This is a genomic window from Aureimonas altamirensis (assembly GCF_023702225.1).
In the GTDB taxonomy this organism is placed as follows: Bacteria; Pseudomonadota; Alphaproteobacteria; order Rhizobiales; family Rhizobiaceae; genus Aureimonas; species Aureimonas altamirensis_B.
This window is the reverse complement of the sequence record NZ_JAMQCO010000002.1, coordinates 359,095-380,407: the sequence shown is the minus strand read 5'-3', so window position 1 is coordinate 380,407 and position 21,313 is coordinate 359,095. Positions and strand designations below refer to the sequence as shown.

The 21,313-nt window shown below is 65.3% G+C and carries 21 protein-coding genes; 14 read left to right on the top strand and 7 right to left on the bottom strand.

Going from position 1 to position 21,313, the window contains the following annotated elements; translation table 11 throughout:
* Positions 1-153: 153 nt before the first annotated feature.
* Positions 154-771, top strand: coding sequence for an invasion associated locus B family protein (locus NDN16_RS04515; RefSeq protein ID WP_251112421.1), 618 nt, complete (start codon positions 154-156; stop codon positions 769-771).
* A gap of 72 nt (positions 772-843) precedes the next feature.
* On the opposite strand, the gene hspQ is transcribed toward NDN16_RS04515, so the two are convergent.
* Together hspQ and NDN16_RS04505 are read right to left on the bottom strand one after the other, a co-directional pair.
* Entirely contained in the window at positions 844-1,185 is a 342-nt protein-coding gene (gene hspQ / locus NDN16_RS04510; protein ID WP_251112420.1) for a heat shock protein HspQ, read from the bottom strand.
* A 36-nt stretch (positions 1,186-1,221) separates the two neighbouring features.
* Positions 1,222-2,415 (bottom strand): UbiH/UbiF family hydroxylase, encoded by a 1,194-nt coding sequence (locus tag NDN16_RS04505; protein ID WP_251112419.1) that lies wholly within the window; start codon positions 2,413-2,415, stop codon positions 1,222-1,224.
* Positions 2,416-2,620: 205 nt separating this feature from the next.
* Here NDN16_RS04505 and pcsA point away from each other — a divergent pair, with 205 nt between their 5' ends.
* Positions 2,621-3,349, top strand: a complete 729-nt coding sequence (gene pcsA / locus NDN16_RS04500; RefSeq protein WP_353050191.1) for a phosphatidylcholine synthase — start codon at positions 2,621-2,623, stop codon at positions 3,347-3,349.
* Positions 3,346-4,320: a quinone oxidoreductase family protein gene (locus tag NDN16_RS04495; protein WP_251112417.1), complete on the top strand. Its 975-nt coding sequence runs from the start codon at positions 3,346-3,348 to the stop codon at positions 4,318-4,320. Before pcsA ends, NDN16_RS04495 begins: the two co-directional genes overlap by 4 nt.
* Before the next feature lie 40 nt (positions 4,321-4,360).
* Here the strand turns inward: NDN16_RS04495 and NDN16_RS04490 are convergent, their stop codons facing one another.
* Together NDN16_RS04490 and NDN16_RS04485 are read right to left on the bottom strand one after the other, a co-directional pair.
* Entirely contained in the window at positions 4,361-4,939 is a 579-nt protein-coding gene (locus NDN16_RS04490) for an NADPH-dependent FMN reductase (RefSeq protein WP_251112416.1), read from the bottom strand.
* Between the two features lie 6 nt (positions 4,940-4,945).
* Entirely contained in the window at positions 4,946-5,887 is a 942-nt protein-coding gene (locus tag NDN16_RS04485; protein ID WP_251112415.1) for a DUF5996 family protein, read from the bottom strand.
* A 173-nt stretch (positions 5,888-6,060) separates the two neighbouring features.
* On the opposite strand from NDN16_RS04485, the gene NDN16_RS04480 reads away from it, so the two are divergent.
* A complete protein-coding gene (locus NDN16_RS04480) occupies positions 6,061-6,864 on the top strand; it encodes a WecB/TagA/CpsF family glycosyltransferase (RefSeq protein ID WP_251112414.1) in 804 nt (267 codons plus the stop codon).
* On the opposite strand, the gene NDN16_RS04475 is transcribed toward NDN16_RS04480, so the two are convergent.
* Positions 6,861-7,316: an RrF2 family transcriptional regulator gene (locus NDN16_RS04475; protein WP_251112413.1), complete on the bottom strand. Its 456-nt coding sequence runs from the start codon at positions 7,314-7,316 to the stop codon at positions 6,861-6,863. The genes NDN16_RS04480 and NDN16_RS04475 overlap by 4 nt on opposite strands.
* A gap of 179 nt (positions 7,317-7,495) precedes the next feature.
* On the opposite strand from NDN16_RS04475, the gene NDN16_RS04470 reads away from it, so the two are divergent.
* Entirely contained in the window at positions 7,496-9,139 is a 1,644-nt protein-coding gene (locus tag NDN16_RS04470) for a Na/Pi cotransporter family protein (RefSeq protein ID WP_251112412.1), read from the top strand.
* Positions 9,140-9,210: 71 nt separating this feature from the next.
* Positions 9,211-9,564 carry a hypothetical protein gene (locus NDN16_RS04465; protein WP_251112411.1) on the top strand — a complete coding sequence of 118 codons (354 nt, stop codon included), beginning with the start codon at positions 9,211-9,213 and terminating at the stop codon, positions 9,562-9,564.
* Here NDN16_RS04465 and NDN16_RS04460 read toward each other — a convergent pair.
* Both NDN16_RS04460 and NDN16_RS04455 read right to left on the bottom strand, forming a co-directional pair.
* Positions 9,561-11,126 (bottom strand): DHA2 family efflux MFS transporter permease subunit, encoded by a 1,566-nt coding sequence (locus tag NDN16_RS04460; RefSeq protein WP_251112410.1) that lies wholly within the window; start codon positions 11,124-11,126, stop codon positions 9,561-9,563. The genes NDN16_RS04465 and NDN16_RS04460 overlap by 4 nt on opposite strands.
* Before the next feature lie 9 nt (positions 11,127-11,135).
* A complete protein-coding gene (locus NDN16_RS04455; RefSeq protein WP_251112409.1) occupies positions 11,136-12,254 on the bottom strand; it encodes an HlyD family secretion protein in 1,119 nt (372 codons plus the stop codon).
* Between the two features lie 236 nt (positions 12,255-12,490).
* Here NDN16_RS04455 and NDN16_RS04450 point away from each other — a divergent pair, with 236 nt between their 5' ends.
* The 8 genes from NDN16_RS04450 (at position 12,491) to NDN16_RS04415 (ending at position 21,306) form a co-directional block, all read left to right on the top strand.
* A complete protein-coding gene (locus NDN16_RS04450; protein ID WP_251112408.1) occupies positions 12,491-13,252 on the top strand; it encodes a DeoR/GlpR family DNA-binding transcription regulator in 762 nt (253 codons plus the stop codon).
* A gap of 37 nt (positions 13,253-13,289) precedes the next feature.
* Positions 13,290-14,099: a BtpA/SgcQ family protein gene (locus tag NDN16_RS04445; protein ID WP_251112407.1), complete on the top strand. Its 810-nt coding sequence runs from the start codon at positions 13,290-13,292 to the stop codon at positions 14,097-14,099.
* A 21-nt stretch (positions 14,100-14,120) separates the two neighbouring features.
* On the top strand, positions 14,121-15,110 hold the full coding sequence (locus NDN16_RS04440; protein ID WP_251112406.1) for an ABC transporter permease: 990 nt from the start codon (positions 14,121-14,123) through the stop codon (positions 15,108-15,110).
* Complete coding sequence (locus NDN16_RS04435; protein WP_251112405.1) at positions 15,107-16,207, top strand: M42 family metallopeptidase; 1,101 nt, start codon at positions 15,107-15,109, stop codon at positions 16,205-16,207. The genes NDN16_RS04440 and NDN16_RS04435 overlap by 4 nt, the downstream gene beginning before the upstream one ends.
* On the top strand, positions 16,204-17,724 hold the full coding sequence (locus NDN16_RS21040) for an FGGY-family carbohydrate kinase (RefSeq protein WP_251112404.1): 1,521 nt from the start codon (positions 16,204-16,206) through the stop codon (positions 17,722-17,724). Before NDN16_RS04435 ends, NDN16_RS21040 begins: the two co-directional genes overlap by 4 nt.
* Before the next feature lie 18 nt (positions 17,725-17,742).
* Positions 17,743-18,741: an autoinducer 2 ABC transporter substrate-binding protein gene (locus NDN16_RS04425; RefSeq protein WP_251112403.1), complete on the top strand. Its 999-nt coding sequence runs from the start codon at positions 17,743-17,745 to the stop codon at positions 18,739-18,741.
* A 61-nt stretch (positions 18,742-18,802) separates the two neighbouring features.
* Positions 18,803-20,296 (top strand): sugar ABC transporter ATP-binding protein, encoded by a 1,494-nt coding sequence (locus NDN16_RS04420; protein WP_251112402.1) that lies wholly within the window; start codon positions 18,803-18,805, stop codon positions 20,294-20,296.
* Positions 20,296-21,306, top strand: a complete 1,011-nt coding sequence (locus NDN16_RS04415; protein WP_251112401.1) for an ABC transporter permease — start codon at positions 20,296-20,298, stop codon at positions 21,304-21,306. The genes NDN16_RS04420 and NDN16_RS04415 overlap by 1 nt, the downstream gene beginning before the upstream one ends.
* Positions 21,307-21,313 lie beyond the last annotated feature (7 nt).

Below are 21,313 nucleotides of genomic sequence, written 5' to 3'. Positions count from 1 at the left end.
TACCGCAGCGGTTGGAGCTATCGCAGCGTTCCAGTGCATGATGGGTCTTTAAACGGCCTCATTTGCGAAACACGGGCTTACCCGTTAAGGGAACGTCCAGGTGCCGGGACGACAGAATTGCCGAGAGGAAGACTGGCTTTGAAAACCCGCTTCATGAACTTTCACCGCCTTGCCCTTGCCACCGGCTTCGCTGTGCTGGGCGCGGCTGTCCTGCCGGCGACCGGCGCCTTGGCGCAGTCCGTTCCGGCCGAATGGTTCAAGGTCTGCACGCCGCAGGGCGAAAACCAGATCTGCAACACGCAGTACACGATGATCGCGGATACGCGCCAGCTCATCACCGCCGTCAACCTGATCAACGTATCGGGACAGGTGAACCAGAAGGTGCTTCAGGCGGTCGTGCCCACGGGCCGGGTCATCCCCGCCGGCGTGCAGTTGCAGATCGACACCAACGCCCCGCAGACGCTGAACTATTCCGTCTGCTTCCCCGACCGCTGCATCGCGGAGGTCGAGCTGTCCGACGCCATGGTCAATTCCATGAAGCGCGGCGGAACGCTGAAGGTCACGTCGACCAACTTCCAGCGCCAGCCGAACCCGATCAACGTGACGTTGCAGGGCTTCACCCAGGCCTATGACGGTCCGGCACGCGAGCAGCCCGAGCTGGAACAGCGTCAGCAGCAGCTGAACGAAGCCCTCCAGAATCAGGCGGAAGCCCGCCGCAAGCGGTTCGAGGACGCACAGAACCAGGCGATCGAAGGCGGGAACGCGCAGTAACGCGCCGACTGCCGAAAGTTCAGGGGCGCCTCGCGGCGACGCGAGGCGCCCTTTCGTTTGTCTGACTGTATCTCAATTGCGGTGGGCGGGTTTCAAGCGATACTCGCCATCGACGGGGCCGTCGAACATCTCCGCCAATTGCGGATGATTGACCGGCGCTCCGCTCTCGTCGAGTTCCAGGTTCTGCTCCGAGACGTAGGCGATGTAGTCGCTTTCCGAATTCTCGGCGAAGAGATGGTAGAAGGGCTGGTCCTTGCGGGGGCGCGCCTCTTCCGGAATCGACAGATACCATTCCTCGGTATTGTCGAACTCGGGGTCTACATCGAATATGACGCCGCGAAACGGGAACATCCGGTGGCGGACGACCTGTCCGAGATGGAATCGCGCTTTCTGGATCGGCTGTGCTGGTGCCATGTGCGACCGATAGCGCGGCCCGGCAACCGGTACAAGCTACTCGCTTGCGCCTCTCAACGACCGCGGCAACCCCGCCACGCCCGCGCCGGGAACGACGCCCTCCCGCATCGCGAAGCGACGCAGTGGGCTCAGCGCCGAAAGCATCCCAAGGCCTGCCGACCGGGCGATCTGGGCGGGAAGCATATCGGCCAGCAGAGATCGATTGAGCAGGTCCACCCCCATCGTGCGGAGCGTCACGTCGGCCTTGCGGCTTGCCTCGTAGCTGGCCAGCATGGCCGCGCCGCCGACATCGTCGCGATGCCGTGTCGCGGCCGCCACGATATCCTCCGCATCCCGCATGCCGAGGTTCAGTCCCTGCGCTCCGATGGGCGGAAAGACATGCGCAGCCTCGCCGACGAGTGCGATGCGCGGTGCGGTCAGGCGCATTGCGCGCGCGCCCGACAGCGGAAAGGATTGGACACCGTCTTCCACCGACACCGCACCGAGCGTGGAGTGAAGGCGCTCCTCCACCATGGACGAGAGCGTTTCAGCCGGCATGGAGCCGAGGGTATGGGCCGCCTCCGGGCGTTCGACCCAGACAAGGGAAGACCGCTCGCCCGGCAGGGGAACCTGGGTGAACGGCCCCGCCCGCCTGTGAAACTCCGTCGAAACGTTGGAATGCGGGCGCGCGTGGCGGAAATTGAGGACGATCGCCGTCTGCGGATAGGACCAGCGTTTTATGCCGATGCCGGCATAGGTGCGAACGGGCGAGTTGCGACCATCGGCGCCGACGACCAGCCCGGCCTGAACCCGGGCCCCGTTCTCGAGGGTGATGCTGACGGCATCCACGCCGCTTTCCATGGACTGGAGCATGCTCTCGTGCCAGGTGACGCGTGGATGAAGGCGCAGGCGTTCCACCAGAAGTTCGGTCAGGTCGGCGTTCAGCACGTTGATGCCGAAGGCGTCGAGGCCGATTTCGGCGGCGCGGAATTCCACCGGCGGCGCACGCAGCAGACGGCCGGTATCGTCGATGATTCGAAGGATGGCCAGGGGCGCTCCGCATTCGCGGACGGGCTTTTCCAGCCCATGACGCTGAAGAAAGGTGACGGAGCGGCCGAACAGGGCGGTGCTGCGCCCGTCGGGTGCGGGCGCCGGGGCCGCAAGCGCGACATCGAATCCCTCGTCCGCAAAGGCCAGCGCGACCGAAAGGCCGGCAAGGCCGGCACCGATCACTGCGACGTCTCGTCTCATGCCGACTCCGATCGCTCGTTTCATGCAATGGCGATGTAGCGCATACCGACCGCTGTTGCGATAGAGCCAGGGCGGCGCGGGAAATATGCGTGCAGGCGTTTTCAAACGCTTGCGCCTTGCACTACAAGGTGCGACCCGTGAACGTTCATGCCATAGGCTGCCCGGAGGCGGCACAGACAACAAAGAGGCTCGGTCCGGCAACGTGGTGACGACATACGAAAAATGGCGCGCATTCTCCGTGCACTTGCTGACGGCCAGCGGAGCCTTCTGGGCCTTCCTGTCCATCATCGCCGCAGCCGAAGAGCGCTGGGTGGCGATGTTCGCCTGGCTGGGGCTGGCCCTTTTGGTGGATGGAATTGACGGGCCCCTGGCCCGCAGCATCGACATCAAGCGCGTGCTGCCCGACTGGTCGGGCGACATGCTGGATTCGATCATCGACTATGCCACCTATGTGATGATTCCGGCCTTCGCCCTGTACCAGTCGGGGCTTATCGGCCATGCTTGGTCCTTCGTCGCCGCGGCGCTGATCGTCATCACCAGCGCCATCTACTATGCCGATACGCGCATGAAGACGAAGGACAATTTCTTCCGCGGCTTTCCCGTTACCTGGAACATGGTGGTCTTCACCCTGTTCGCGGTGCAGCCGCCTGCCATCGTCGCCTTCATCGTCGTGCTGTTCTGCGCAGTCACGACCTTCGCGCCGGTCAAGTTCCTGCATCCGGTTCGGGTAAAGCGATACCGCCTCGTCAATCTCGGCGTCTTCGCCGTCTGGTCGGTTCTGGGCCTGTGGGCGCTGTTCACCGATTTCGATGCGCCCGTTATCGTGAAGGGCGGGATCGTTCTGACGAGCCTATATCTTGTTTCCATCGGCGCGATCGTCCAGTTCATGGACGGAAGCGGCGCAGACCCAGACCAGAAGGAACAGTTGGTTTGACGAAAGCCATTGTCGTTGACGAAATCGGGGGCCCGGATAAGCTCGTCTGGAGGGAGCATTCCGTGGCGGCCCCGGGCCCCGGACAATTGCGTATCCGCCAGAAGGCGGCGGGCCTGAACTTCATCGATGTCTACTTCCGCAACGGCACCTACAAGGCGCCGCGCTTTCCCTTCGTTCCCGGCAAGGAAGGGGCAGGCACGGTGGTTGCGGTCGGCGAGGGCGTCACCTCCTTCAAGGAAGGCGACCGCGTCGCCTATGCCGGCGGCGAGGGCACCTATGCCGAGGAGGCGCTGGTGCCGGCCGCCCAGGCCGTGCACCTACCGGACGGCATAGACGAGGAAACCGCCGCCGCAGTGATGCTGAAGGGCATGACCTCGGAGTACCTGCTGCGCCGGACCTTCAAGGTCGGCCCGGATACGGTGCTGCTGTTCCATGCCGCGGCCGGCGGCGTCGGCGTCATCGCGACGCAATGGGCCAAGCATCTCGGCGCAACCGTCATCGGTACGGCGGGCTCCGAGGAAAAGTGCAACATCGCCCGCGCGAACGGCTGCGACCACGTCATCAACTACCGCGAAGAGAATTTCGTGGAAGCCGTGAAGGACATCACACGGGGCCGCAAATGCGACGTCGTATACGATTCCATCGGCAAGGATACATTTCCCGCCAGCCTGGACTGCCTGAAACGGCAGGGGCTGTTCGTATCCTTCGGACAGTCTTCCGGCGTCATCCAGAATTTCGACCTGGCGCTGCTGAACCAGAAGGGTTCGCTCTTCGCCACGCGGCCTAGCCTGTTCGGCTATACGGCAACCCGCGAAGAGCTGGAGGCCAGCGCCCGCAGCCTGTTCAAGGTCATCGGCTCCGGCGCGGTCAAGATCACGATCAATCAGGTCTATCCCGTCACGGAGGCGGCGCGCGCCCATGAAGACCTGGAGAATCGCCGCACGACGGGCCTGTCGGTGATCCGCATCTGATTGCGCATGGCGGCGGGATCGTGCCGCCGCCATGCCTCTTTCATGCCATGCGCACGTCCTGCTTCGCCGATTTGCGGGCAAACTCCGCAAACGCGCCGATGAAATCGGCCAGTTGCGCGCGGACCTTGTCGTCGGTCAGCCGTCCGCCTGCGTCGAAAACGCCTTGCGCACGCGACACCAGAAGACGGCCCTCGTAGAACGGCCTGGCGCCCAGCGTCCGCAGCACCGGCAACCATGCGTTCTGGCTGAGGATGGTGCCGAACCCGCCCATCGACGCGCCGATGACGGCCATCGGCCGGCCGCGATACAGGAGCGGGATGTCCGAGGAAGGACGCGTCGTCCAGTCGATCGCATTCTTGAACACGCCGGGAAGCGAGTTGTTGTATTCCGGCGTGATCAGAAGAACCCCGTCGGCATGCCGGATCCTGTCCTTCAGGGCCGTAACCGGCCCGGGAATTCCGTCGGACGATTCCAGATCGCCATCGTAAAGCGGGATGCCGTGCAGCGTCGCGGCTTCGATGCTGACGCCCTGTGGCGCGGCTTCGACGGCTGCATGCATGAGCGCCGTATTGAACGAGCCCTTCCGCAGGCTGCCGGATATTGCGAGAATCCTGGTCATGTCGTGTCAGTTCTCCACCGTGCGTGGTTCCAGGGGACGGCCGGGCGCGCATTCAAGGCTTGCCCTGTCCCATCCCCCCAGAATGGCAGCGGCATCGTAGCTTGTCTGCAGGAAGGCCAGCAGCGCCGCGTCCGGATCGCGCGCCGTACGCACGGCATCATAGGGAAGGATGAACTCGCCCAGGGTCTGGTCGAAACGCGCTTCCGCAGGCTCGACGATGGCCTGCGCGAAACCGTCGGGGCCGGGGTAGGCGTAGGAGTAGAAGGCAGGATAATCGATACCGCCGCCGCCCGGCCAGAAACCGGCGGACGATACCTGGTGGCTGTAGGCCTCTGCCGTCACGTCATCGGGCAGGGCCGGTACTCCGCCGGGATGGCGCGGAGCCCGCTTGCCGGAAAACCGGGTCACGGCCATGTCGAAGCTGCCCCAGAAAATGTGGACCGGACTGACCTTGCCGATGAAGCCGGTACGGAACTGCTTGAACACGCGGTCGACCTGCACGCAGGCACGAAAGAAGGCGTTGACCGCCTCCGCGTCGTAAGGGCGCTCTGCCGTATCGGTTGAAAACGGGACGGCGTCGGGAATCTCGTTCGGCGTATCGCTGAACCTCGGCGTACCGCCGACCTGTTCGACGATGTCGATGAACCGCCTCTTGAAATCGGCGATCGAACCGGGCTTGAGGGGCGTCGCCGCGATGCTTCCGCTTGTGGAGCGGGCGATGACCCGATGCTCGATCAGGTCGAGCTCCACCTCTATCCCGCCGGGGCCATCGGGCACGATCGAGGTGGTCAATCCACGCGCCGTCACATACAGCGTCGCGTGCCAGGAGTGGTTCAGCCACGGCGCATGCGCCAGGCGATACTTGCCGACGATCTGGCTGATCAGGTGGAGATGGCGGCAACTTTCCTGCCACGGTCCAAACGGTATTTCCGGCCAATGTCCGATCATCTCGCCTCCAAGATCGACTTTCGGTTCCCGCTTCGAACTAGAGCAGGCGGTCGGAGGATGAAGCATCATCCGAAAGGCGGACGGCTCCAAACTCAAATGTGAGTTTGATTACAAGGCGTTTTGCGCTGCATTGCAAAAGCCGAAATCGTGCCGGCTTTTGGGGATATATGAGCGTGAACATCTTGTTGCTGGACGCGTGCTTGATCTTGTCGATGGCTTCCGTGGTGCCCTTTCTCGGTATGCGTTTCGTGGATGGCGACATCGACGGCGTTCGCGCCGCGATCGGACGCAGCCTTTCGACAGGCGATTTCGCCTATGCCGTCACCCCCAATGTCGACCACGTCGTCAGCTATCACGACGGCGGGGATCGATGCCTGCGTGAAGCCTATGACGGGGCGCGCCTGCAGATATGCGACAGCCGCATCCTGTCGGCGCTGGCGCGGCCCAGTGGGCGGCGCCTGATCCCGACCCCGGGTTCGGACCTGACGTTCGACCTGTTGAAGCGGACGATCAGCCCGGATGTTCGCATGGCGGTCATCGGGCCATCCGAGGCGGCCTTCCGGCGGCTGCGGGCCCGTTTTCCCGACTGCAGGCTCGTTCACCTTCCATGCGCCGATCGGCTGGTGCGCGATACGCCGGCATGGCGATCCGCCGTGCAGGAGGCGGCGAAGGCGGAATGGGACATCCTGTTCATCTGCCTGTCGTTTCCCAAGCAGGAGGTGTTCGCCCGGGATCTGGCGCGCAGCGGGCGCGAAGGCGGCTTCGCGCTTTGCGTCGGAGCCAGCATCGATTTCCTGACGGGACAGCAGAAGCGGGCGCCTCGCGCCATGCAGAAGGCCGGGCTGGAATGGCTGCATCGACTGGCATCCGACCCGGGCCGGATGTGGCGGCGTTATCTTGTGCGCGGGCCGGTCATCTTTCGGTTGGCGGCGCGCCAGTATGCCGACGACGCCCGACGCGCGATGCGCGGAAGCTAACCGAGCGCGGCTGCCGCTTCCTCGATGTCGCCGCCCGGCGAGACCTGTTGCATTTCCGCCAGGCTGCGATTGTCCAGAACCGCGGAAATGGCGTTGCGCACTTCAAGCATCAATGCCCGTACGCGGCATGTCTCTTCGCTGGTGCAGTCGTCGCATCGGCGGTAGGCGGTACGACTGGCGCAGGGTAGGGGAGCAAGCGGCCCATCCAGCACGCGCAGCACATGCCCGACCCGGATTTCCCCGGCGGGGCGGGACAGGCGATAGCCGCCCCCACGCCCCTTGCGCGCATCGACGAAACCGGCGCTGCGCAGGTCGCCAAGGATGGCGTCCAGGAACTTCTTGGAAATACCGTGCGCCGTTGCGATCTCTTCGGATTGGGTCAGCCGTTCCGGAGGCTGACCTGCAAGATGCAGCATCGCCTTGAGACCGTATTTGCCTTTCATCGTCAACATCGGGAGGAAGAGCTGCTTTCGAACGGGTGGGCGAGGATGAGAGTTCGATATAACCGGCCCCGTCGGCGATTTCCATCCCGCGCAGCCACTTGCCTTGCGGCTGCCCGGTCCCACCATTTGCCGGGTGGGGGCGACATGGGCTTGGACGATGGGATGATGGGCGTGGCCGGGGATATGTCATGACGGCAACGCAGGTTATCGTCAGTCTTCTGGGCATCGTCGCGCTGCTGCTGTGGGGTGTCGGCCTTGTCAGCGCCGGCGTCATGGCCGGGTTCGGGCCGTCATTGCGGCGGATACTGGCGACCCGGCTGGACAATCGGCTTGCGGCCATCGTGGGGGGTACGCTCGTCACCATGGCGCTGCAAAGCAGTACGGCCACCGCCATGATGGTCACGTCCTTCACGGCCGGCGGTCTCGTCGCCCTGGTGCCGGCCCTTTCGGTGATGCTCGGCGCCAATCTCGGCACGGCATTGATCGTCCAGGTCCTGTCCTTCGACCTCGGTCTCGTCTATCCGCTGCTGATCTTCATCGGCTATGTCCTGCAAAGGCGGCGCGCCAATCCGCGCTTGTCGGAAGTCGGCCGCATCCTGCTTGGGCTCGGCGTCATCCTCCTGTCGCTCGACCTCCTGTCGGCACTCGTGGTGCCGCTGGAAAACGCAGCCGACGTGCGGCAGGTGATGGCGTTGTTGGTGCAGGATCCGGTCCTTGCCATGCTGATCGCGATCATCTTCACCTTCCTGGCGCATTCCAGCGTCGGCGCGATCCTGTTCATCATGTCGCTGGCAGAGATCGGCATCCTTTCGGCGCCCTCCACGATCGCCATGGTTGTCGGCGCCAATATCGGCAGCGCCATCAACCCGCTGATCGCCGCCTCGGGTGGTGATCGCAGCCACCTGCGACTGCCGGTCGGCAATCTGGCCAACCGCGTTGCGGGCGCTGCCCTGACCATGCTTCTCCTGGCGCCGATATCCTCTGCCGCGGAACGGTTCGGGCTGCCGGCGCAACGCCTCGCGCCGGATTTCCACCTGGTCTTCAATCTGGTGATGGCACTGGTGTCCGTGCCGCTTCTGCCCGCCGCGGCCCGGCTGCTCACGCGGTTGTTTCCGGAGGACGCCAGGCCCGAGGATGCCGGCAGGCCGCTGTATCTCGACACGGCGAGCCTGAGCAGGCCGAAGGTGGCGCTGGCCAACGCCGCACGAGAGGTCTTGCGCATGGCCGACATTGCCGAGGCCATGCTTGCCGGCTCGCGCAAGGTGTTTCGCGACGCGGACCCGATCGCACTGTCGCGTATCAGGCGTACGGACGACGAGATCGACCGCCTCTACGGCGCCGTACGGCGCTACCTGTCCAGAATCTCGCAGAACGACCTGACGGACTCGGACAAGCGTCGTCTGTTCGAGATTCTCGATTTCGCCGTCAACATCGAGCATATCGGCGATATCGTGGACGCCAACCTGATGGCGATCGCTGCGCAGCGCATAGACGACCGGCAGATCCTGAACGAAGAGGAAATGGTTCGGATCGGAGAAATGCACGAAAGGCTTATCGCCCATCTGCGGCTGGCTGTCAGCGTGCTGATCGATGGAGACGCGACGTCCGCACGGCAACTGGTTGCGGAGAAGGAGCGCTTCCGCGACTTCGAGCGTGCCGCCACGGAAGAGCAGTTCCGGCAGATCCTGACCGGCCAGTTGCCCAAGGGGCAATCGGCAAACCGCTACCTGGATGTCGTGCGCGACCTCAAGCGGATCGAGGCTCATATCGCCGCGACCGTCTATCCGCTGCTGGAGCGCACCGGCGATCTGAAGAGCAGCCGCCTCGCTTGAGGAGACGCAACGCTTTCCTGACTGTGAAATCTACCCTAGGTAGTTATGCGTGTGTCGCAGCAGGGGGTTCCATGGCACTTCGCAATCTGACCGTTCTCGTGCCGGTCCTGTCGGTCTTGTCCGCCTGTTCGCCCACGACGGTCTCGAACCTCCCATCGGTCCCGCAGCAGACATTGATGGATGTGCGGGTGGTGGTCGACCCTCCGGCCGGCGCGCAATCGCTCGGCACCGTCCGGGTAACGCGATGCCGCAACGATCTTTCGGAATATCCGACGCCGGAAGTGACCATATTGAACGGCATGAAGGCGGAAACGCAGAAGCGCGGCGGCAATGCGGTGCGCGTCATCGGCTACCGCATGGGCGTCACGCAGTGGAGCCGCTGCTGGCACACGATCACGGGGCGTGCCGAAATGTATCGTCTTTAGTGGCCGCCGCCCGCGCCAGCGGGGCGGGGCTGTGGCTTGTCGATGAAGAATGCAAGGATCGCAAGCGCACCGAACAGCACGGTGAGCGTGATGAACACATCTGCAAAGGCCATCACATGCGCCTCCCGCGTGACGATGCGCACCATGTTGGCGACGGCCCCGGCCTGTCCGTCGAGGCCGGCCGCGTCGAGGCTCTGGGCCATGGAACTCATCCGTTCCTCGGCGATGGGGTTGCCCCATGACACATGTTCGGCCAGCCGCTGGTAATGCAGCGTCGTGCGGTCCGTCAGCATCGTGTTGATGATGGCCAGACCAACCGCACCGCCGAGATTGCGGGTAAGATTGTACAGACCCGAAGCGCCCTTCATCTTCTGCGGCGGCAATGTGCCGAGCGCGATATTGTTGATCGGCACCATGGACAGCATCAGCCCGAAACCGCGCAGAACCTGCGGTATGAACAATTCCTGGAAGTCCCAGTCATGGGTGATGCCACTCATCATCCATGTGCCGACGCCGAAGCTGATGAAACCGATGACCATCATCACCCGCAGGTCCATCCGGGCCGACAGGAAGCCCGCCAGCGGCGCCGTGAAGAACATGGCCAGGCCGGAAACGAACATGGTCTCCCCGATCATGAGGGAGTCGTATCCGCGAATGGACGACAGGTAGACCGGGTAGAGATAGGTGAGGCCGTAGAGGCCGACGCCCATGACGAAGGAGAACAGGCTTCCCAGCGCGAAGTTGCGGTTGCCGAAGGCCGAAAGGTCCACGATCGGTTCTCGCGCGGTGAAACAGCGATAGAAGAAGAACACCGCCCCAACGACCGTGACGCACAGCATGGCCGCGACGGCCGAATCGTCGAGCCAGTCGTTCTGCGGGCCTTCTTCCAAAACGTATTCGAGCGCGCCCAGGAAGGCCGCCATGGCGGCGAGCCCGTACCAGTCGAAGTGCGGCAGCAGCGACCAGTCCGGCTTGTCGAAATCGATCAGGTTCCATGCGGCGACGGTGACGACGAGGCCGACCGGCAGGTTGATCAGGAACAGCCAATGCCAGGACATGGCATGGCTGAGATAGCCGCCGATGGTGGGGCCGATGGTCGGCGCCAGTGTCGCCACCAGCCCGATCATGGGGGACACGACCGCGCGCTTCGAAGGCGGGAACAGCGTGAAGGCTGCCGCGAAGACGCTGGGGATCATGCCGCCGCCGACGAAGCCCTGGATCGCGCGGTAGACGATCATCTGGTCGATGGAGGTGGCGGTGGCACACAGGACCGAAGACAGGGTGAATCCGCCGGCCGCAAGGGTGAAGAGAACCCGGGTGGAAAGAATGCGCCCGAGCATGCCGGACAGCGGGATCATGATCACCTCGGCGATCAGATAGGCCGTCTGCACCCAGGGAATTTCGTCGGCCGAGGCGGAAAGCCCCGCCTGGATCTCGGCAAGCGACGCCGAGACGATCTGGATGTCCAGGATCGCCATGAACATGCCGAGCACCATGACCATGAAGGCCGCGATGCGGCGGGCCGGGACGGCCTCTTCCGCGCTGGCTGCGACGGCGGACATGGCGCGGTGCTACTCGGCGTCGGGGGTGGCGGCCGTCCGCCTGTCGACGGTGACCACGGTGGACAGGCCAGGCCGCAGCCTGCCGCCGGCGGCCTGGGGATCGTCGATCCGGATGCGGACGGGCACGCGCTGGACGATCTTGGTGAAATTGCCGGTGGCGTTGTCTGCCGGCAGCAGCGAGAAGACCGACCCGGAAGCCGGCGCGAAGGATTCGACCGTACCCGTCAGTTCCACGCCGGGCAGGGCGTCCACCTCGATGCTGGCCTTTGCTCCGGGCGCGATCCCGCCGATCTGCGTCTCCTTGAAATTGGCGTCGATATAGACGCGGTCCAGCGGGACAATCGTCGCCAGACGGCGGCTGGGCGAGACGAGGTCGCCCGGTTGCACCGACAGATTACCGATGACGCCGTCATAAGGCGCGCGCACGGTTGCGAAGGTGAGGTTGCGCGCGGCGCTTTCGCGGGCGACACGCAGCTCCGCAAGGTTGCGCCGCGCCTCGGCGATCTGGGCGTCCAGCACCCGGACATCGGCCTTGGCGCTGTCGACGGCAGCGCTTCCGCCGCGGACGGATGCCGAAGCCTGCGCCAGATTGTTGCGTGCCGTATCCAGTGCCGCCTGAGCGCCGGCCCCCGTACGGGCCAGATCGGCTGCACGGTCGAAAGTGCGCCTGGCTTCGCTTTCGGCCGCCTGCAGCGCTTCGAGCTGCGCCTCTGCCTGAACGACCGCAGCGCCTGCGGCCTGACGCTGCGCGTCGATGCGAGCGATGGCCGCCTCTTGCGTCGCGATCCGCGCCTCGGCGGCGTCGAGGTCGAGCTGCAGATCGCCGGGGTCGATCTCGACGACCGGCTGTCCTGCCTTGACGGGCTGGTTCTCCGCGACGGGCAGTGACGTGACATAGCCGTTCACGCGCGCGGTCAGCACCGCCATGTCGGCGGCGATATAGGCGTCGTCGGTTTCGATCAGGAAACGGCCTTCCGTCCACCAATAGAAACCGAACGCCGCGCCTGCCGCCACGAACAGCAGCGCGAGAAGGGGAAGGACGAGCTTCCTGCGCGAGCGCCCGGGCCGCTGGCCCGTTGCACCCGCGCCGTGTGGGAGCGTGTCCGTATCCGAAACTTTCTTGAGCATCGCCAGACCCTCGGCGGGGGGATAACGCAAACGCCGTATTGCGCCCCGCGGCCAGATGCAAGCTAAATGGTAAGCTTTGCCTACCGTCACAAGATTATGCCAACCGTGACGGCACATCACATTCAATTTCGATATCACAGATAGAAGTGGGCGCTGCCGTCGCCCGTTTCAATCAACGATTGACTCCGGCAAAACGATCATTAATCATCATCGTCATCCGGTTCGCAGGAGGGGGCATGCAGCAGCGTTTCCCGCATGAGCGCCAGCAGCGCATGGCCGGACTGATCGCTGAGCGCGGCAGCCTCACGGTTGCGCAACTCGCCCATCACTTCGCGGCTTCCGAGCCTACCATCCGCCGCGACCTCGCACTTCTGGAACAGGCCGGCCTTGCGGCCCGCACGCATGGCGGCGTCGTGGCGCCACGTACCGGCGAGGCGATGGAGCCGTTGTTTCTCGAGAAACTGCGCGTACAGCAGGGCGCGAAGAAGCGGATCGGCAAGGCCGCCGCCGCCCATGTGAGCGGTCACCGGAGCATTCTTCTGGATTCGGGAACCACCATGCTGGCGCTGGCCCAGGAACTGGCCGGGCGCGCCATCAGCATCGTCGCACTCGACCTCAAGGTCGCCGAAGCGGCGGCAGTCGGCGCCACGCAGGCGCACGTGCCTGCGGGACAGGTGCGCAACGGCTATTTCTCCATCGTCGGCGCGCCGGCCATCGAGGCGATTTCCGGTTTCACCTTCGATCTCTTCTTCATGGCCGCCGACGCGATCGACCTCGAAGGCGTTTCCAATTCCACACGTGACGAGGCGGACGTGAAGCTGGCCGCCATCTCACGCGCCCGGCGAACCATCCTGCTTGCCGATCATACGAAGCTCGACAGCCGTGCGCTGGTGCCGGTGTGCCCGCTGGACAGCATTTCCCTGCTGATCGCAGACACCGGCGCCACACGGCGGATCGCCCCCTATCGGGAGCTCATTGAAAAGATAGAACTATGCTGACCCTTCATGGACTTATGGAAGAAAGACGCGTGCTGACATGAAGAATTTCCGGTCCGTATTCGGCGACAAGAAGCCGGTGATCGCCATGGTCCATCTGCTGCCGTTGCCAGGTACGCCCCTTTACGATGCCGAGGGTGGCGTCGAGGCCATCGTCGAAGCGGCCCGCAAGGATCTGAAGGCGTTGCAGGATGCCGACGTCGATGCGGTGATGTTCGGCAACGAGAACGACCGTCCCTACGAACTGAGCGTGGATACCGCCTCCACGGCGACGATGGCCTATGTCATCGGGCAGCTGTGGCCCCAGATCGCCAAGCCCTTCGGCGTCAACGTCCTGTGGGATCCGATGTCCACCGTGGCGCTGGCTGCGGCGACGGGCGCTTCCTTCCTGCGTGAGATCCTGACGGGCACCTATGCCTCCGACATGGGGCCATGGACGCCGAATGCCGGCGAGGCCATGCGTTACCTGCACCGCCTGAGGCGGCCCGACGTGGCGATGCTGGCCAACGTCTCAGCCGAATTCGCCTGGTCGCTCGACCGGCGGGAACTGGCCGACCGGGCGCGCTCGGCCGTCTTTTCATCAATCCCCGACGCGATCCTGGTTTCCGGCGCCATTACGGGCGAGGCGGCCGAGATGGGCGACCTTCAATCCGTCAAGGCCGCGTTGCCGCATACGCCGGTACTGGCCAATACGGGCGTGCGGCACAACACGGTGGCCGATGTCCTGCGGGTCGCCGACGGATGCGTGGTCGGGTCTTCCCTCAAGGTGGATGGGGATACGTGGAAGCCAGTCGACGCCGCGCGCGCCGCCGAATTCATGCGGCTGGCGAAAGCGGCGCGCGGCGAGTAACCGAAGAGGGAGGCGACCGGCATGTCAGGATCGGCGAGACGGCAGGATACGACAAGACCCTATGTCGCCAGCCTCGCCATCCTGGCAGTGGCGATCTTCGTAGCGCTGGCATTTGCCTCGCCGCATTTCCTCAGCCGCGCCAACCTCGTGTCCATGGGGTCGCAATTCCCCGAATTCGGGCTGCTTGCGCTTGCCGTGTTGCCGACGATGGTATCCGGCGGCATCGACCTCTCGGTCGTCGCGACGGCAAACCTGGCGTCCATCGTTGCCGCCGTCATGATGCGCGCCGGCCCCGAGCTGGCTGTGCTTGCCATTCCGGCGGCGCTGCTGACGGGGCTCTTGTGCGGCGCCTTCAACGGCGTGCTCATCGCCTATCTGAGGCTTCCGCCCATCCTGGCGACGCTCGGCACCCTCCAGCTCTACGGCGGGCTCGGCATCGTCATCACGCGTGGGCCGGCCATCACCGGACTTCCGGGCTGGTACGGTGCAAATTTCAACGCGTCGCTGGGCGGCCTCGTACCGGTTCCGCTGATCGTCTTTGCTCTGGTTGCGCTGGCGCTCGGCGCGCTGATGCGGTTCACCGCGACAGGGGTGCGGCTGCGTCTTTACGGCGCCAACCCGCTGGCTGCGCGCTTCGCCGGCATGCGCGAGCCGCGCCTGATCATTCGCATCTACGCCATAGCCGGTTTGGTGGCGGCGCTGGCCGGGCTGGTGATCCTGGCCCGCACCAACTCGGCCAATGCCGATTACGGCGGCTCCTATTTGCTGCTCGTCATCCTCATAAACATCCTTGCCGGCGTCAGCCCGTTCGGCGGCTTCGGCTCGACGCTCGGTGTGGTGCTGGCCGTCATCACGCTCCAGCTCATCTCCAGCGGCCTCAACTTTCTCGCCTTCACGGCCTTCGCGCGCGACCTTTTCTTCGGCGGTCTGCTCGTCGTCGTCATGTCGGCGCGGGCGTTGCTGGAGCGCGGCCTGTTGCCGCGACCGCGTTTCGGGAAACGAAGATCATGAAAGATGCTCTGCGGCAAAGCCTGAGCGACCTGATGATGCTGCCGGGCCTGTCCGGCCACGAAGACAGGGTGCGCCGGGCCGTCAAGGCGCGGCTGGATGCCGCCGGCATCGCCAGCCGTACCGACAGGCTCGGCAACCTCATAGCGACGGTCGAGGGCGATCCCGAAGCACCGTCGGTCATGCTGTTCGCCCATACCGACCAGCTCGGCTTCATCACCCGCAAGATCGAGCCGAACGGGCTGGTGCGCGTGGAGCGGCTGGGCGGCATTCCGGAAAAGGCGCTGCCCGCGCAGGCCGTTCTGTTCTGCGTCGGCGAGGGACGCGATGTGCACGGCGTCATCGCCAACAAGAGCCATCACGCCACGCCGCCCGAAGAGAAATACAAGGTGACGCCCTATCAGGACCTGTTCGTCGACGTCGGTACGGACAGCTCCGCGGCGACGCGCGCGCTGGGCATAGAGATCGGAACGCCGGTCGTATACCAGCCGCGGGTGATCCACCTGAACGAGGATCGTGTCGCCGGCACCTCCGTCGACGACAGGGCGGGCTGCGCCGTCGTGCTGCAGGCGGCGCTGGAGCTCAAGGGCGCACCCGGTCTGCCGACCGTGCATTACCTCTTCGCCGTCCTGGAAGAGTTCAACCTGCGCGGCGCGATGGTTGCCGCGCAATCCCTGCAGCCGGATATCGCCGTGCAACTGGACCTGGCGCTGACATCCGACACGCCCGACATGGCCCATCGCGGAGAGGTTGCCATGGGAGCCGGCCCGGCCATGGCGCTCTACTCCTTCCACGGACGCGGCACGCTGAACGGAACCATTCCGCACCCGGCGCTGACGCGGCTCTTCGAGGCGACGGCGGCAGAGGACGGACTGCCCCTGCAGCGCACCGCGCATGTGGGGGCGCTGACGGACTCGTCCTATGTGCAGCTTGTCGGCGAGGGCGTCGCCGTCATCGATCTGTGCTTCCCCAGCCGCTACACGCATACCGCGCTGGAGCTTTGCGATCTCCGTGACCTGGAGGGGCTGACGCGGCTCGTGTGCGGCGGCATCCGGCGCATGGGCCGCGGCTTCGATCTGGACCGGGATCTCTACACGTGAGCGGCTATTACCTCGGCATAGACGTCGGCACCTACGAGACCAAGGGCGTCATCGTGACGGCCACGGGAGACGTGTTGACCGAGGCGCGCCGCGCCCACCGCATGCAGGTGCCCCAGGCGGGCCATGCCGAGCATGACGCGGAGCGCGACTGGTGGGGCGAGTTCGCCGATATCTGCGCCGAGATGATCCGCACCGGCGGCCTCGAGCCCGCAGATGTGCGGGCCGTGGGCGCGAGCGGCATCGGCCCCTGCATGCTGCCGGTGGACGCCGCCGGCACGCCGCTGATGAACGCGGTGCTTTACGGTGTCGATACGCGGGCCGCGGACGAGATCGACGAGTTGACGGCGTCGATCGGAGAGGAGGCGCTGCTCGCCTCCGGCGGCAACGCGCTGACATCGCAATCGGTCGGTCCGAAGATCCTGTGGCTGCGGCGCAACCGGCCGGACGTGTTCGAGCGGGCGGCCTGTTTCCTCAATTCCACGTCCTTCCTGGTGCGGCGGCTGACCGGCGAAACGGTGATCGACCATTACTCGGCCGCGGGGTTCAACCCGCTGTACGATATCGCCCGGATGGACTGGACGGATACGTACGACACGCTGATCTGCGGCCGCGACAGGCTGGCGCGGCTGGCCTGGACCACGGATGTCGTCGGCGGCGTGACCGCCGAGGCAGCCCGCCGCACCGGCCTTGCGGAAGGAACCCCCGTCATCGCGGGTACGATAGACGCGGCGTCGGAGGCGGTCAGTGTGGGCGTCCGGCGTCCGGGGCAGATGATGCTGATGTATGGCTCAACCGTCTTCGGGATTGAGGTGACGGCCGAGCGGGTGCAGGATCCGCGCCTCTGGTATGCGCCATGGCTGTTTGCCGGCCAGCATGCCTCCATGTCGGGACTGGCCACCAGCGGCACGCTGACGCACTGGTTCGTCCAGAATTTCGCGCGCGAACTGGACCCGCGCGAGGCGATGGGCCTTTTGGCCCATGAAGCCGCGGCTTCGCCGCCCGGCGCGCGGGGTCTGATCGTCCTTCCCTATTTTTCGGGCGAGCGGACGCCGCTGCACGACCCGCATGCCAAGGGCATGATCTTCGGGCTCGACCTCACGCACGGCCGGGGAGATGTCTATCGCGGCCTGATCGAGGGGATCGCCTACGGGGTCCGGCACATTCTCGAAACCTACGACGACGCCGGAGCGAGGCCCGAAACCCTGACGGCGGTCGGCGGCGGAACGCGCAACCCGGTCTGGCTGCAGGCGGTATCGGACATCACCGGGCGCAGCCAGTCGCTGCGCCACCGCTCTTTCGGCGCAAGCTACGGCAACGCCTTCCTGGCGGCGGTGGGCGTCGGGGACGCGGACGCCGCCGACATGGACCGGTGGAACCCCGTGGCCCGCGAGATCCGGCCCGATGCGGCGCTGTCGACGCTCTACGACGCGGCCTCCGGCACCTATCGGCAACTCTACGCCCGCACGAGAGACCTGATGCGGGCCGGCGAATCCACAAGCGGCGCAAGGCGCGCCTGAAGCAGAGGGAGAAGGCATATGCAGGGCAGGTTCAGGACAATCGTCGCCGGCGCGCTTCTGGGCACGGCGCTTCTGGCAGGTGCGGCAGGCGTGGCCGGTGCGCAGGACGCCAAGCACACCATCGTGACCGTGGTGAAGCTTTCGGGCATCGCCTGGTTCAACCGCATGGAGGAGGGCGTCAAGGAGTTCGCCGCCGATACGGGCAACGATGCGACGCAGGTCGGCGCGGCGACGGCCGATGCGGCGCTGCAGATCCAGCTGATCGAAGACCTGATCGCGCGGGGCGTGGACGCGATCACCGTCGTTCCCAACTCTCCGCAGGCGCTGGAACCGGTGCTGAAGCGGGCGCTGGACAACGACATCGTCGTCGTCGGCCACGAGGGCGCCGACCTTCAGAACATCACCTACGATATCGAAGCCTTCGACAACGCCGCTTATGGCGAGCACCTGATGGAGCGCCTGGCGACGGAGATGGGCGGCGAGGGCGAGTATGCCGTTTTCGTCGGCTACCTGACTTCCAATACGCATAACCAGTGGGTCGATGCCGCCATCGCCTACCAGAAAGAGAAGTACCCCAACATGACGCTTGTCGTGGACAAGCTGGAATCGGAAGAGCAGCAGCAGACCGCCTACCAGAAAACACGCGAGCTGCTTCGCACGCATCCGAACCTGAAGGGCATCCAGGGCTCTGCCGGCGAGGATGTCGTCGGTGCGGCCATCGCCGTGGAAGAGGCCGGCCTGTCGGGCAAGGTCAAGATCGTCGGCACCAGCCTGCCATCGGTCTCGGGCCCGTATCTGGAGTCCGGCGAGATCGCCATGATCTCCTTCTGGGATCCGGCCAAGGCGGGTTACGCCATGAACGTCGTGGCGGCGAAGGCGCTGAACGGGGAAACCATCGAGGACGGCGCCGATCTCGGCGTCGAGGGCTACGACAAGGTCAAGCTGGACGGCAAGGTGATCTACGGCCAGGCCTGGGTGGACGTGACTGCCGAGAACATGGACCAGTACGACTTCTGATAAGCCGCGCGGGGCGGTTTTGCGGCCGCCCCGCCATCCCAACCGCAGCGGAGACACGCGCTTGGCCCAAACGTTGTCCATGTCCGGCATCCGGAAATCCTATGGGCCGGTGCGGGTACTCGAAGATGTCAGCCTGACGCTCGAGCCGGGCGAGGTGCGCTGCCTTGCCGGCGAGAACGGTTCGGGCAAGTCCACATTGATCAAGATCCTGTCCGGCGTCGTGGCCGCCGATGCAGGGCAGGTCGACATCGGGGGACGCCACGTGGCGGGCGATGCGCGCGCCGCAATCGATGCCGGACTGGCCGTCATCTACCAGGATTTCTCGCTGTTCCCCAATCTCGGCGTCGCCGAGAATATCGCGATGCTTCAGGCGGTATCGTCCGGCGCTCGCCTGCATCGCGGCCGGGCGCAAAGGCGGCTAGCCGCCGAAGTTTTGGAGCGCATGGGCGTGGCGCTGGACCTTTCGATGCTGGTGGAGCTGCTGCCCGTCGCGTCCAAGCAGCTCGTGGCCATCGCCCGGGCCCTGGCCAACGATGCGCGCATCATCGTCATGGACGAGCCGACCACGGCGCTGACCCGCAGCGAGGTGCGGCGGCTGGCCGAGATCGTCGGCACCCTGAAGGCGGATGGCGTCTCGTTCCTCTTCGTCAGCCACAAGACCGAAGAGGTCTTCGCCTTTTCCGACACGATCACCGTCCTGCGGGACGGGCGCGTCGTGGCCGAAGGGCCCGCCGACGCCTTCGACGCCGAAAGGCTGGGCCGCGAGATGACGGGCCGCAGCGTGGAGAGCCAGCGGCTGGACCGCCTGCCCGTGGTGCCGGCCGCCCCGTTCCTGCGCACGAAGGGCCTGTCGCGCCGGGGCGAATACGAAGACGTCACATTCGATCTGTGCCCCGGCGAGATCGTTTCCATCGTCGGCCTTCTCGGATCGGGCCGGACCGAACTGGCGCTGACGCTGTTCGGCATGCTGCAGCCCGACGAAGGGACGCTCGAGATCGACGGCCGGCCGGCGCGTCTGTCGGGCGCCGTTGCGGCGGTGGAAGCCGGCATCGCCTATGTGCCGGAGGACAGGCTGACGGAAGGGCTTTTCCTGGATCAGCCCATCGCCGACAACATCCTCGTTTCCAGCCTCGAGGAGTCCGGCTCGGGCGGCCTTCTCGACCGGCGGTCCCTGGCCGCGCGTGCGCGCAGCGCCGTCCAGCGGCTGCGGATCAGGACGCCGGGGATAGAACCGGCGGTCGCGACCCTCTCGGGTGGCAATCAGCAGCGCGTCGTGCTGGCGCGCTGGATGGAGCGTGCGCCCCGGCTGATGATCCTCAACGGCCCGACGGTCGGTGTCGACATCGGCTCAAAGCGGGAGATCCATGAGCTGCTTCTGGCGCTCAGCCGCGACGGCACGGCGCTGATGGTGGTGACTGACGACATAGGCGAGGCCATGGCGATCTCCGACCGCATCATGGTGATGGTGAAGGGTCGCATGACGGGGCCCTACGACCCCGAAGCCGTCGATGACGAGGCCATATACGCGGCCGTCACGCAGGAAGGAGAGCGCTGATGCGGGGTGCAGTCCGGCTTGTCGCCTCGCCGCAGGGCATCGTGCTGGCTTTCGCGCTGCTGTTCGCGCTGGGCGTCGGCGCTATCAATCCCGGTTTCCTGTCGGCGGCCACGATCGTCGATCTTCTGCGCAACTCGATCGTTACGGGCATCTTCGCGCTGGGTGTCATGATGATCCTGGCGTCCGGCGGCATCGACGTATCCTTCACCGCCATCGGCGCCTTCGCCATGTATACGACCACCGTCCTCATCATGGGGGTCGACCTCGACATCCCCATCATAGGCTATTTCGTCGTCAGCGCCCTGATCGGCGCCGCGCTCGGCCTCGTCAACGGCATCCTGATCGGCGGCCTCGGCCTGCCTACCCTCATCGTGACGCTGGGCACGCTCAGCCTGATCCGGGGCGCACTGCTGACCTTCGTGGGTACGACCTACATCACCAACGTCCCGCGCGAGGTGATCGGTTTCGCGCGTACGGTGATCCTGCGGCTGGAGAACGCCGTCGGGCAGCTCGTATCGCTGCCGCTGTCCTTCGTGGTTCTCGTCGTCGTAGCCCTGTTCGTCGCCGTGCTGATGAACGTGACCCTGTTCGGCCGGAAGATCTACGCGATCGGCGGCTCCGAAGAAGGAGCGCGGCGCATCGGCATCGATGTCGCACGCGTCAAGCTATGGATCTACGTCATCGCCGGCGGCATAGCGGGCCTTGCCGGGATGACGCACATGACCCTGTCGCGCATGGCCAATCCCTTCGACCTGGTCGGCTCGGAACTCGACGTCATCGCAGCCGTGGTGCTGGGCGGCGCACGCATCCAGGGCGGCCACGGCACGGTTGCGGGAACGCTGATCGGCGCGCTCGTCATCACCATGATCAATACCTCGCTGCTCAGCGCCGGCGTGCCGTCCTACTGGCAGAAGGTGGTCATCGGCATCCTGATCATCCTCGGCACGAGCCTGCCGATCCTGATCGAGACCTATCGTAAGCATCATGAAAGGCTGGCGCGCGCCGGCTGAGGGAAAG